10 protein-coding genes are annotated in these 12,868 nt (G+C 68.4%); 5 read left to right on the top strand and 5 right to left on the bottom strand.

All coding sequences use genetic code 11. The features are described from left to right. Window positions 1-198: 198 nt before the first annotated feature. Window positions 199-1,242 carry a hypothetical protein gene (locus NK214_RS21920; RefSeq protein ID WP_253315514.1) on the bottom strand — a complete coding sequence of 348 codons (1,044 nt, stop codon included), beginning with the start codon at window positions 1,240-1,242 and terminating at the stop codon, window positions 199-201. Window positions 1,243-1,387: 145 nt separating this feature from the next. Here NK214_RS21920 and NK214_RS21925 point away from each other — a divergent pair, with 145 nt between their 5' ends. The 3 genes from NK214_RS21925 to NK214_RS21935 all read left to right on the top strand — a co-directional run bounded on the left by NK214_RS21925 (window position 1,388) and on the right by NK214_RS21935 (window position 4,218). Beyond that, complete coding sequence (locus tag NK214_RS21925; protein WP_253315515.1) at window positions 1,388-1,945, top strand: GNAT family N-acetyltransferase; 558 nt, start codon at window positions 1,388-1,390, stop codon at window positions 1,943-1,945. Window positions 1,946-2,243: 298 nt separating this feature from the next. Then, a complete protein-coding gene (locus NK214_RS21930) occupies window positions 2,244-3,386 on the top strand; it encodes a hypothetical protein (RefSeq protein WP_107798681.1) in 1,143 nt (380 codons plus the stop codon). A 34-nt stretch (window positions 3,387-3,420) separates the two neighbouring features. Further along, a complete protein-coding gene (locus tag NK214_RS21935) occupies window positions 3,421-4,218 on the top strand; it encodes a hypothetical protein (RefSeq protein WP_227107712.1) in 798 nt (265 codons plus the stop codon). A gap of 73 nt (window positions 4,219-4,291) precedes the next feature. Here the strand turns inward: NK214_RS21935 and NK214_RS21940 are convergent, their stop codons facing one another. Next, on the bottom strand, window positions 4,292-5,017 hold the full coding sequence (locus NK214_RS21940) for an ABC transporter substrate-binding protein (protein WP_227107714.1): 726 nt from the start codon (window positions 5,015-5,017) through the stop codon (window positions 4,292-4,294). A 170-nt stretch (window positions 5,018-5,187) separates the two neighbouring features. Between NK214_RS21940 and NK214_RS21945 the strand changes: the two genes are divergently transcribed. Next, a complete protein-coding gene (locus NK214_RS21945; protein ID WP_253315516.1) occupies window positions 5,188-6,456 on the top strand; it encodes a hypothetical protein in 1,269 nt (422 codons plus the stop codon). Window positions 6,457-6,711: 255 nt separating this feature from the next. On the opposite strand, the gene NK214_RS21950 is transcribed toward NK214_RS21945, so the two are convergent. From NK214_RS21950 to ptsP, 3 genes are all read right to left on the bottom strand, one after another. Next, window positions 6,712-8,391, bottom strand: coding sequence for a PTS fructose transporter subunit IIC (locus tag NK214_RS21950; RefSeq protein ID WP_253315517.1), 1,680 nt, complete (start codon window positions 8,389-8,391; stop codon window positions 6,712-6,714). A gap of 73 nt (window positions 8,392-8,464) precedes the next feature. Beyond that, window positions 8,465-9,412: a 1-phosphofructokinase gene (gene pfkB, locus NK214_RS21955; protein WP_253315518.1), complete on the bottom strand. Its 948-nt coding sequence runs from the start codon at window positions 9,410-9,412 to the stop codon at window positions 8,465-8,467. Continuing rightward, window positions 9,409-11,925, bottom strand: a complete 2,517-nt coding sequence (gene ptsP / locus NK214_RS21960) for a phosphoenolpyruvate--protein phosphotransferase (protein ID WP_107798687.1) — start codon at window positions 11,923-11,925, stop codon at window positions 9,409-9,411. The genes pfkB and ptsP overlap by 4 nt, the downstream gene beginning before the upstream one ends. A gap of 311 nt (window positions 11,926-12,236) precedes the next feature. Between ptsP and NK214_RS21965 the strand changes: the two genes are divergently transcribed. Next, window positions 12,237-12,868: LacI family DNA-binding transcriptional regulator (locus NK214_RS21965; protein WP_253315519.1), on the top strand; the 632-nt coding region annotated here is incomplete at its 3' end.

The raw sequence follows: 12,868 nt of genomic DNA on the forward strand, positions 1-12,868 counted from the left end.
CTGAAGGGTGCAAGGGCACGGACCAAGCGGTTGCGGCGCTTGGGCCGAGGCGGCGGGGCCAGACTCCAATCTGGGCGCTGCCGGTTTGGGGCGGCGCGTTTGCGATTGTGCCTAGCGGAGATGAGGGGGTCAAGGCGGCATCGGCGCCTGGGCCGCTGATTGAGCCGCCCGGCCGGGACCGGGCGGCGGCCGGGTCTTCTAGGCGTAAAACCGGGATTGTCCCTGCCAGGCGCTGGCGACGAAGTCTTGCACATGATCCAGGAATTTGTCATGGCGGCCCAGGCGGCTGTCGTCGGCCTGGCGGTTGGCCGGCAGCAGATAGAGCTGGCCGACGTGGCGCACCGGCAACAGCCCGTCCAGCGCCGGCACCAGATCGCCCTGGACGCAGTAATGACGGATATGGGCCGCGGCCGCGCGCGCCTGATCCAGATCGTTGCCGTGCCGCGCCAGCAGTTCGTTTTGCAGGCCGCGGCCGAACTGGGCGCTGCTGAAGCACTCGGCGTGAACGGGGCGCTGCGGGGTGGACAGCTGCATCGCCGCGTAGGCGGCCATGCCGCCGCCCAGCGAGTGGCCGCCGGTGCTGACGGTGTAGCCGGGCTCGCCGCTGCGCATCAGCGGCAGGCCGGCGGCCAGGCTTTGCAGCTTGCGGGTGAGCTGGGCGGCCTGGGCGTAGCAGGCGGGGCGGCCGCCAAAGGCGGCGTTGCCGATGTTGGCGCGCCACTGCCGCGCCACGCTGGCCAGGTTTTTCAGATTGCGCTGGGCGAGGCCGCCCACGCCGCGGCCGCTGGTGGTGCCGCCGAAGACCAGGCGGATGTCCCCCTCGGCCTTGTTGCGGAACACATAGGCCACCAGGCCGCTTTCCGGGTCCATCAGGCGCGCCTGCTGGGGCTGAAACTCTAGTTTGCTGCCCTTGGCCAGCAGCCGCGCCAGTTCCGCGTCCGGGCTCCATTGGGTGGCGCGCAGGCTGTCCAGATCCCGGCTATAGGGGAAGTTGGCGAGCAGGGCGCTGTCCTTGAGTCTTTGCCGGGCCGGCTCGGGGTTGAGCCGCTCCAGCGGCTGCGGCGCGCAGAGGCCGTCCAGCGGATTGGCGCGCGGCGCGGTCCGCGTCGGGGCGGGGGCGTCCGCGCGGTTGGCCGTCTGGCTGAGCCGCGCCGATATCGGACTGGCGGCGGCGTGGGAGCGGGCGGGTTCGTCCGCTGCCATGGTTTGGGGCGCGGCGGCGCGGGAAGCTTGAATGAGCATGATGGGCAGACGCGTGAGAAGGTTGATCGCCGCATGCTAAAGGGACGCGGACGGCTTGCCTTGCAGATTTTACTCAGCCGGCGGTTACGGTTCCGTGATAATGACGGATTCGGGATGAATCCGCGGTGAACGGGAAGGGGAAGCGATGGAGATGGAGACGGAGCGTTTATGGCTGCGCCAATGGCGGGACGAAGATCTGGCGCCCTTCGTCGCCATGGGGCGGGATCCGGAGGTGATGCGTTATTTTCCGGCGCTGCTGAGCGCCGAGGACAGCGCGGAAGGCATGGAACGCCAGCGCGGCTTGATCGCGACGCGCGGCTGGGGGCTATGGGCGCTGGAGGAGAAAGCGTCCGGGGACTTCCTCGGTTTCGTCGGCCTGGCGGTGCCGCGCGCGGAATTGCCGTGCATGCCCTGCGTGGAGGCGGGCTGGCGGCTGCGGCGCGCATCCTGGGGCCGGGGCTACGCCTCCGAGGCCGCGCGTCGGGCGCTGGCCTTCGGTTTCGAGACCTTGGGCCTGGACGAAATCGTGTCTTTCACCGCCTTGCCCAATCTGCCGTCGCAGCGGCTGATGCAGCGGCTGGGCATGCGCAACGCCGGACGGGATTTCGATCATCCGGCCCTGGCGCCCGGGCATCCGCTGCGGCGGCATTGCCTGTATCTGTTGTCGGCGGCGGAGTGGGCCGCGGCGCCGCCCGAGGCTTGAAGCCGGGAGGGAGAACCGCCGCCGTCAGGCGGCTTTTTTATTGCACGCGGCATGGCGGATGGGCTGCTTTTATGCGCGATGAGCGATTTTTGCAATTTCAGGCGGAACCCTGAGTTTAGGCTCTAGTCTATTAGAATTTTATATTACGCTTATTTATTGGCGTGAACGGGTGGCAGCCCGATCCGCGCCTCATCGTCCATGAGCCTGTACCAAAGCGGCGCTCGCCGCGGCGGATTTTGAACAGACCTGAAAGCGACCCATGCCTCCCTCCTGTTTCTAATCTCCATTGGAGTCCGTGATGACCCAAAGCTTTACTCGGCGTTCGCGCTGGCTAAGCGGCCTGGCAGCCGCCGGCCTGCTGCTGACGCCGCCGGCGATGGCCGAAACCTTTGTGCCCGACACCCTGTTGAAGTCGGTGCTGTATTACAAGACCAAGAACCGCAGCCAGGGCGATCTCGGCGGCGACAAGATCGCCAAGGACTTCCTGAAAACGCCGGGCTCGGCCTACTCCGATCTCAATCTCCAGCCGCCCATCATCAATTCCATTGAGTGGAATAACGCGCTCAGCGATTTCAACCGCTATCACCGCGTCAATCTGAGCATGGACGATTCGGTCAAATTGTTCGCCAGCGAGGCGGGTCTGAACAAGGCCTTGCCGGGCGCGGACGTGGATCTGAACCGCCGCCGCGCCGGCTATCGCCAGGATGAGGACAAGCTGGTGTTGGCCAATGCCTTCAAGGCCGGGGTGGACGGCGACATCTTCTACAAGAGCCTGGACGTGTTCGGCTACGGTTACAGCACCATCGCCGCCAAGTTCGCGGTGGCGGCGCAGTTGCTGCGCGACGCGACGCAGAAAGTGCCGGCGGCCAAGCAGTTGCAGAACGGCATCCGCAAGGAGGTGCTGGACCGCTATCTGAGCAGCGCCACCACCGGCGTGAACAGCCTGTCCGAATACGACAAGCATTATCTGATGAACCTGCTGCACAACGAGGTGCGGCGTACCCGTTTCAATTCGTCCGGCTTCAAGAGCGGCCAGTTCCAGCCGGCCGCGCAGTTCCGCGTGGCGCGCCTGGCCGCGGCCTATCAGGACCGCAAGGGCTATCTGTTCGACTTCCCCTGCGCCAAGGACGGCAAGAACCTCTACCCGGAGAGCAGCGGCAAGCTGTGCTACGCCAATATGACCGACCAGAAGCTGAGCGACTGGTATCGCAAGCTCTATCAGCAGCAAATGAAGCCGCATCCGCCCTCCGAACAGGAAAGCAGCGGTTTCCAACGGCTGGCCAAGCTCTTGCTGCCGATCGCGCTGCTGATGGAGGGCATGGCGGCGATGGAGTTCTTCTCCACTTTGGAGGCGTCCGAATTGGGGGCCGAAGCGGCCTTGACCGAAGAGGAAGTGGCGGCCACAGAGTCCGGCTATCTCAGCCGCTTCTGCCGGATTTGAGCTTGGCGATCAAGCAATGCGAACAGGATTGAAGATGACTATGCGTACATTCAAGCAAGCGCGCAGGGCGGCGGCGGCCGTTCTGATGCTGGCCTTGTCCGCCGCGGCGCTGGCGGGCGCGACGGTGGACATCAGCAAGGTGACCGACAAGAACAGCCTGGTGCCCGGCGAACTGGTCAACGCGATGGAGTTTCACGTCAACGGCGTCAGCGGCGCGGCCAAGGCCAATCCGCCGTCCTCGTCCAAGCTGAAGAAGCTGGAGACCAAGTGGCGCGGAGCCACGGTGGCCCGTTTCGAGTACAACTATCCGGGCGGCACCCGCGTGTACAACGCGATGTCCGGCCAGGACACCGCGGATTTGCTGTACGAGGCCAATTCCCCGGGCCATAAGGCCTATCCCGGCTATCTGCGTCAGAGCAGCGTGGAAAAGGCCGCCACCAATGTGAACGTGCCCAATGGCAAGCTGTCCGCCATCATAGACAAGCAGGCGACGGACGCGGAGCTGAAGGCCTTGAAAACCTTTGAGAAGGACATCCTGGACGGCGCGGTGCCGCGCGGCGGACGCATGGTCGGCTATATCTCGCAAGCGCCGTGCGCGTCTTGCGACAATGTGATCCGCCAACAGTTGGCCAATCAGACCGACTACGTGTCCGACATCAAGATCTCCTATCTGCCCAAGGCGGCGGAGGAGGCGGAAAACAGCGCGGCGCGCGAGTTGGCGCATGAATTCAACGGACGTCGGCTGCAGTCCTTGAAGGAGAACGTGATGTCGCTGCGCGGCAACGCGGCGGCCAGGCTGAACGTGGGCGGCGGCACCGCCGGCTGCTTGTAGCCGCGGGCGGGGACCGGCCCGGCGCGCCTTCCTCAGAAGGCGGCCGGGCTTTTTTGCGTCCAAGGGCGGCCGCTCATTGCTGCCAGTGGTTGTAAATCGTTTGCAGTTTTCCGCTTTGCTGCAGCCGGGCCAGCGCGGCGTTGAATTGGACGGCGCGGCTGTCGCCCTTGGCGAAGGCGACGAAGCGCGGCATTTCCACCAGCGGTTTGGGCAGGATGCGCACATTGGGCAAGGCGCGCAGCTGGCGGGCGTAGTAGAGCAGCTGGCCGCGGTCGCCGACGATCAGGTCGATGCGGCCGGCCAGCAGCATCAGCAGCAGCTGTTCGGGATTGGTGGCGCTGGCGTCGCGCTTGAGCTGGGCCCTGTCGAAGGCGGATTCATAGGCGTAGCCGTGAACCTGGCCTATGGTCAGCGGGGCCAGGTCGGCCAGGGTGCTCCAGTTTTGCAGGCCGTGCTGCTTCAAGACCATGAACACGGTGCGGCCGGTGCGTATCGGGCCGGCCAGTTCGTACTGGCCGCGCCGCTCGGCGGTGCCGGCGAACTGAAAAGCCATGTCCACATCGCCGTTGCCCAGCATCTGCTTGACGCGTTCCCAGGGATAGAGGTGCAACTGATAGGGGATTCTGGCTTCCGCCATCACCGCCTGGACAATGTCCACGTCCAGGCCCTGGGGTTTGGCGCCGGCGTCGTTCTGGTAGCTATAGGGCGCGAACTGGATGTCGCCGGCGATGCGCCAGGTCTCCGGCTGGGCCGCCCAGGCCGCCCCGCAAAACAACAGCATGCTCAACACACGCCTCATGGTTGCCCCCGTCGTCGCCGCCTTCCGTTGGTATAGCCGGAGCGGGGCGGGGCGGCAAGCCGGGCGGTTTTTGCAAGCGTCCCGCGGCGGCCTTGCCGAGAATGGCCGTCAGGGGCGCCCCCTGGGCGGGGCGCGGTCGGTTCGCACTATCATTGACGGGGTAAGCCGCGATGTCTTCTTCCATTAGTTTCAGCGCCGGCGGTCCGGCGTTTTCCCTGAGCAACGAGCGGGTGGCCCGCATGATGAGTGGCGATCGGCAGACGGCCACGCATATGAGCTTGTGGGACAAGTTCAAGGATGTGTTCCGCGCCGAGAAAAAACAGGATGCGCTGAACACCCTGTTCAAGCTGGTGGACAGCCCGTCGCCGGCGCGCTCCTTCGATATTTTCAATCGCTTGGCGCAACTGGCCACGCCCAGCAACCGGAACTTGTTCACGGTCGCGGTGGCGCCGGAACAGGGCGGCGGCAAGATCAGTTACTGCATCAACGGCCAGCCGCTGAAAACGGAGCGACTGTCGCAGGAGGGGCGTGAAGTGGTGCTGGCGCGCCTGGGCGCGCCGCTGGGCGCCGAGCAGGCTCAGGCGCAGGCGGCGTCGCTGGCGGATTACCGGATGGACGTCTCGCCGGGGCTGATGTATCTGCTGGACGGCGATTTTGCTTCCGGCGGGGTGCACAAGCGCTTTCACGCCGATACCGGGGTCTTGCAGGCGCGGGACGGGGTGGGCCGGGCGGATTTCGTCCGCGAAGGCCAGCTGGAGGCGTACGCCGAGTCGCGTCCGGCGCTGCGGGCTTATCTCTCCACCCAGCAGCAGATCGCCGCGCCGCCGGGCGTCAGCGACAAGTTCGCCTACGCCCGGGTCGAGCAGTACGACCCGGCGGTCATCGTCAGCCGCGAACTGGATGTCGGCCTGCCTCTGCTGTCGCTGGATCAGGCCCGCAGCGTGGCGGCGCAATTGGTGGACATGACCAGGACCTTCTACTGCCATCAGCTGTCCCACCGCGATCTGCACATGCAGAACCTGCTGGTGCACGAACGCAAGGAGGACGGAGCGGTGTTCCTGAAGGCGATCGACTTTGGCCGCGCCAAGTTCGGCGAGTCGTTCGAGGCGGAGCGCTTCAACGACATCGATTACCTGTTCAACCGCGAAGGCTGCTCGCTGGCGGAGACGGTGGGCCGCAACTATCTGGCCGGCAAGGATTCGGCGGTGGCCAAGAAACATTACCCCTTGCATAAGCTGCTGGAGCGTTTCAACGCCCGCGGCGCGGAGGTGACGGAGACCTTGTCCGGCATCGGCAAGATGTTGAAGGCGGATTTGCAGATGGCGGGGCCGGAGGACGAGCGGCGCATCGATCAGGCGTTTGAGCGCGCCTCGGCCTCGGTGCAGATGGTCTTGGCCGGGCTGGCGCGTCCGCAGTTGGGGGTGGGTTTGCGTCTCTGAGAACCTGTTCGAAGTCTGCTGCGCTTCGTGAAAAGTCGCCCGGCGAGTACGACTTCAGAATGCTCATGTGCCGTATGGCCATTCCGCTTCTTCAGCCGCAAGGCCTTGTCTCGCGCATGCTCGCGAGACGTGGAACAGGCGCTGAGGATTTTCACGGTTCGCCGCGCGTCGGCGCCACGGCGCTGAAACCCGCGTGGAAAAGCCCCTCCCGGCTATGGCCGGGAGGGGCTTTCGCTTGCTTGGGCGCCGGCGGGCTCAGGCCGCGGCGGGCTGGGCGGGCTTTTTCAGCGCGCGCAGCGCGATCGCGGTGACGGCGGTGCCGGCCAGCAAGGCCAGCAGATAGAGGCCCAGGTGGCTGACGGCGTTGGGGATGGGCAGCACGAAGACGCCGCCGTGCGGCACTTTCAGCTCCACGCCGGCCAGCATGGAGATGGCGCCGGCCACGGCGGAACCCAGCATCAGCGCGGGGATCACCCGCAGCGGATCGCGCGCGGCGAAGGGGATGGCGCCTTCGCTGATGAAGGCCAGGCCCAACACGCCGGCGGCCTTGCCGGCCTCGCGCTCGTCGGCGCTGAAGCGATCGGCGAACAGCTTGGTGGCCAGCGCGATGCCCAGCGGCGGCGTCATGCCGGCGGCCATGGCCGCGGCCATCGGCGTATAGACCTGGCTGGCGATCAGGCCGGTGGAGAAGGCGTAGGCGGCCTTGTTGACCGGGCCGCCCATGTCGAAGGCCATCATCGCGCCGATGATGGCGCCCAGGACCAGCGCGCTGCTGCCTTGCAAGCTCTTCAGCGCCTCGGTCAGCATGCCCAGCAGGGCGGCCACCGGGCCGCCGATCACGTAGATCATCAAGAGGCCCACCAGCAGCGAGCCCAGCACCGGCAGGATGAGCACGGGCTTGAGGCCGTCCAGATTGCGACCCAGCTGGATCTTGCGGTTCAGCCAGTCGGTGCCGTAGCCGGCGATGAAGCCGGCGATGATGCCGCCGAGAAAGCCGGAGCCCAGGCTGGCGGCCAGCATGCCGCCCACCATGCCGGGCGCGATGCCGGGACGGTTGGCGATGGAGTAGGCGATATAGCCGGCGAGGATGGGCACCATCAGCGCGAAGGCGGATTTGGCGCCGATCTGGAACAGCGCCCAGGCCAGGGTGCCCTTGTTGGCGTCGTCGAAGGCGTAGATGCCGCCCAGCGCGAAAGCCAGCGCGATCATGATGCCGCCGGCGGTGACGAAGGGCAGCATGAAGGAAACGCCGGTCATCAGGTGCTTGTACGGGCCGCTGCGCTCGCTGGCCGGTTTTTCCGGCGCGGCGCCGGCGGCGTCCGGCCGGTGGGGCGCGGCCTCGGCGATGGCGCGGCGCAGCAGCGCCCGGCCGTCGTTGATGGCGGCCTTGGTGCCGCTCTGGAACAGACGCTTGCCGTGGAAGCGGCTCAGCTCCACCTGGGTGTCGGCGGCGATCAGCACCAGATCGGCTTCGGCGATCTCGCCGGCGCTGAGCGCGCTCTGCGCGCCCACCGAGCCCTGGGTTTCCACGCGGATGGCGTGGCCCAGCGCCTGGGCGGCCTGGCTCAGGCCTTCCGCCGCCATGAAGGTGTGGGCGATGCCGGTGGGGCAGGAGGTGACGGCGACGATGCGCAGCGCTTCGGTTTGCGGGGCGCTCAGGGCCGCAGCCCGGCGGACGGCGTCGGCCGGATCGGCCAGGGCCTGGTCCAGGCTCAGGCGGAGCGAGGGCAGGCCGTCCAGGCGCGGATCGGCGGCGGGGCCGATCAGGAGCGCGGCCTGGGCGGCGGCGATTTCGGCCGCGTCCAGCGGCGGCGCGCCGTCCAGTTCCAGGCTGAGAGAATGCCCGAGCCCTTGGGCGGCCTGGCGCAGCGCTTCCGCGGCCAGCCGGCCCTGGGTGCTGCGTTCGCCGGAGGCGATGATGGCAAGTAGGTTCATGGCGTTGTTTCCCTTGTGTTTTTAGTTTGGAGCCGCAGGCGAAGCCCCCTGATGCCGCGTCGTTAACAGGCGCTTAGCCCAGGTTTCGCAGCCGGACTTGCGCCGCCAGCGCGCGCACTTGTTCCGGCGGCGGCAGGTGCGGGCCGACGCGCGCCAGTTTGGCGGCGGCGAAGGCCACCGCCAGCCGGGCTTCGGCCTCGCGGTCCAGTCCGTCCAGCCGCGCGGCGGCGAGGCCGGCCACCAGCGCGTCGCCGGCGCCCACTGTGCTGAGCGGTTGTTGCGCGGGCAAGGCGGCCAGCAGCGCGTGGTCGCGGCCGGCGAACAGCGCGCCGTCCGCGCCCAGCGACACCACCACTTGTTCCACGCCGCGTTGCAGCAGCCCGCGCGCGCCGTCCAGCACCGCGGCGGTGTCGGGCAGGGCGCGGCCGGCCCAGTGCTCCAGTTCGTGGCGGTTGGGCTTGACGCAATGCGGCGGCGCGTCGCCGTCCAGCGCCTGGCTCAGCGCCTCGCCGCTGCTGTCCAGCAGCAGCCGCGCGCCCAGCGGCCGCAGCAGCCGGCACAGCCGCAGATAGCTGTCGGCGGGCAGGCCGGGCGGCAGGCTGCCGCACAAGGCCACGATGTCGCCGGGGCGCAGCCGGGCGGCCAGTTCGGCGCCCACTTGTTCCAGCTGCGCTTCGCCGGCGGCGATGCCGGGCAGATTGATGTCGGTGGTGTCGCCGCTGGAGAGGTCGGCCAGCTTGATGTTGACCCGGGTGTCGCCGGGCAGGCGCAGCATGTGGTCGGCGATGCGCTTGTCCAGGAACAACTGTTCGAAGGCTTCGCTGTTGTTGCGGCCCAGCAGACCGCAGACGCTTACCGGCGCGCCCCAGTCCGCCAGGCAGCTGGCCACGTTGACGCCCTTGCCGCCGGCGTTGCTGCTGGCGCTTTGCGCCAGGTTGACCGCGCCGGGCGTCAGCCGGGCCAGGGCGATGGTCTGGTCCAGCGCCGGATTGAGGGTGACGGTGTGGACGCGCGTGCTCATGTCAGCTCCCGTGCCAGCATGCGCACTTCGTCGGCGCTGTCGCAGGCCAGCGCTTGCTGCGCCAGCTCGCGCAGCCGGTCGTGGCCGTTGGCGCACAGCTTGGCCTTGACCGCGGCCACGTCGCGCGGGCTCATCGACAGCTCGGCCACGCCCAGGCCGGTCAGCAGCGCGGCGCCGAAGGGATCGCCGGCGATGCCGCCGCACACGCCCACCCAGCGCTGATGGCGGGAGGCGCCGGCCACGGTGTGCTGGATCAGCCGCAGCACCGCGGGGTGCAGGCTGTCGGCTTCGGCCGCCAGTTCCGGGTGCTGCCGGTCCATCGCCAGCGTGTATTGGGTGAGGTCGTTGGTGCCGATGGAGAAGAAGTCCACGTATTCGGCCAGTTGATCGGCCAGCATGGCCGCGGCCGGCACTTCCACCATGATGCCCAGCGGCACCGCCGGGGCGTCCAGCTCGCGGCGTATGCCTTCGCACCATCCCTTGAGCCGGGTGATTTCCTTCAGCGAGGTGATCATCGGGAACATGATGGACAGCGGCTGGCCGCCGCGGGCGGCGCGGTAGAGCGCGCGCAGCTGGGGCTCCAGCAGATCGCGGCGGCGCAGCAGCAGACGCGAGCCGCGCATGCCGAGGAAGGGGTTTTCTTCGGCCGGCAGCTTCAGATAGTCCACCTGTTTGTCGCCGCCTATGTCCAGCGCGCGCACGATCAGCGGCCGGCCGTCCAGCGCGTCCAGCATGGCGCTGTAGGTGTGGAACTGTTCGTCCTCGCTCGGCGCCTGCTCGCGTTCCAGGAACAGGAATTCGGTACGCATCAGGCCCACACCCTCGGCGCCGGCGTCCAGCGCGGCGGCCACCTGGTCCGGACGGTTGATGTTGGCGGCGATTTCCACGCGGTGGCCGTCCGGCGTCACCGCCGGGCGCTGCCGCTGCTCCGCCTGCTGCTGCTGGGTGCGTTGCTGGGCCTGCAGCCAGTCGCGGGCGGAGGCCAGGTCTTGCTCGCCGGGGTTCAGATAGAGCCGGCCGCCCAGGCCGTCCAGAATGGCAGGGGTGCCGTCGGCGATGTCCAGCAGCGCCGGGCCGCCGGCCACCAGCGCCGGCAGGCCCAGGGTGCGCGCCAGGATGGCGGTGTGCGAGGTGGGGCCGCCCTGGGCGGTGGCCAGCGCGCGGATGCGGCCGGTGTCCAGGGTGGCGGTGTCGGACGGGGTGAGGTCGGCGGCCAGCAGGATGCAGTCGTCGCCGTCGATGTCGGCCAGCGTGGCGCTGTTCAGCGCCGGGTCCAGCTGGCGCAGCACACGGCGGCCCACGTCGCGCAGGTCGGCGGCGCGCGCCGCCAGCAGCGGGTTGCCCAGCGCGGCCAGCCGTTCCGCCATGCGCTCCACCGCCTGGTGCCAGGCCCATTCCACGCCGTGGCCGCCCACCATCAGCTGGCAGGCCAGGGTGATCAGATCGGTGTCGGACAGCAGTTCCGCCTGGGCGTGGAAAATGCCGGCCTCGGCCTTGCCCAGCCGGCTGGCGGTGGCCGCGGCCAGTTCGTTCAGTTCGGCGCGGGTGGCGCTCAGCGCCGCGTGCAGGCGGTCGCCGCCTTCGCCCAGCGCCACCGGGCGGTCCGGCACTTTGAGCTGGCCGGCGTGCAGCACGCGCACCACGCCGATGGCGAGGCCGGGGCTGGCGGCGATGCCGGCGATGGACAGCGGGTGGCCGGGCGGGGTCCAGCCCTGTTGCGCGGCCAGCAGCTGCGCTTTTTGCGCGGCGAGCGCGGCGTCGGTCTGTTCCTGGGCCGAGGCGTCGCGCATCGCGGCCAGCAGGCCGGACAAAGCGGCGGCGGCGTCCGGCCCCTGGGCGGACACGGTGACGGTGTCGCCGTGGCGCAGGCCCAGTTGCAGCAGGCTGATCAGGTTCTTGGCGTCGGCGGCGTCCTGGCCGTGGCGCACTTGCAGCTGGGCGGCGTGGCGGCGCGCGGCTTCCACCCATTGCGCGGCCGGGCGCGCGTGCAGGCCGTTGGGGTAGTCGACTATCCATTGCGCGCGCTCGGCCAGATCGGCCGCGGCGTCGACGGCGGCGGGCGGCGCGTCCTCTTCCAGAAGGGCCAGCACCCGGGCCGGCTCTGCGGCGGTGAACAATTGCTCGAGCCTGGCCTCGTCCTGCAGCAGCCGGGTCAGCCGGCGCAGCAGGGTGATGTGTTCGTCGGATTGGGCGGCGATGGCGAACAGCAGCCGGGTGCGCTGGCCGGGGTTCCATTCCAGGCCGTCCGGGATCTGCACGATGGCGATGCCGGTGCGGCGGATCAGCTGACGGTCTTCCACCATGCCGTGCGGAATGGCCAGGCCGTTGCCCAGGAAGGTGTTGGCCACCGCTTCGCGCCGCAGCAGGCTGTCGATGTAGGCCGGGTCTATGCAGCCGGCGTCGGCCAGCAATTGTCCGGCCAGGCGGATGGCCGCCTCTTTGTCGGCGGGCTGACAGCCCAGCCGGATCAGTTCGGGCTGGATCAGGGAGGAGGGCGATCCGGTGTCGTGCATGGCGGTCTCTTCTGTCGGTTCAATTGGCTGCGCGGTTCCGGGAACCCGTTCACGGCCCGACGCGCAAGCGGCGCGGCTTGGGACAGGCTCGGTATAGCGGATCGGCCCGCGCCCGCCAGCTGTCATTGCGGAGGGGCGGCGCCGTTCACGCGCTGAGTGGATTGAAAACGATTACATTTTTTCTGTCAATACAGTCGTAGTTTCGCCGCTACATCTTTGCGCCCTCTCAAGCGGCAGTGTTGTAAAATTACGCTTTAAGGGTATGCTTGCGTAAACCCAGTTTCTATCTTGGTAAGAGAAAACGATTTCATATGACGGTCAGCATCAAGGATGTGGCGCTGGCGGCCGGCGTGTCGGTGGCCACCGTATCGCGGGCCCTGGCCAAGGGCCCGGTGAGCGCGGCGCTGAAGGCCAAGGTGGAGGCGGCCATCGCCGCCACCGGTTATCGGCCCAATTTGTCCGCGCGGCGCTTGCGCTCGCGGCACAGCGACACCATAGGCCTGATCGTGTCCGACATCCGCAACCCCTTCTTCACCGCGGTCAGCCGCGCGGTGGAGGATGTGGCCTACCAGGCCGGCATGCGGGTGATTCTGTGCAATACCGACGAGAACCCGGACAAGGAGGCGATGTACCTCAGGCTGATGCAGGAGGAGCGCGTCACCGGAGTGATCTTCGCCGCCACCCGCGCCACGGCGGAGACGCTGGACGCGGAGGCGCTGGGGTTTCCGGTGGTCTTGATCGACCGGGCCGCGCCCGGCGGCGCGGCCGACGCGGTGGTCTTGGACAACGCCGCCGCCGCCGGCCTGTTGGTCGGCCATCTGCGCGAGCAGGGCCATGACCGCATCGGCGGGCTGTTCGGCAATACCAGCAGCACCGGCGCGGAGCGGCACGCCGGCTTCGCCGCGGCGCTGGCGGCGGCCGGGCTGGCCGCGCCGGCGCGCTT

The sequence above is a fragment of the Chromobacterium sp. S0633 genome (genome assembly GCF_024158805.1).
Lineage (GTDB): Bacteria > Pseudomonadota > Gammaproteobacteria > Burkholderiales > Chromobacteriaceae > Chromobacterium.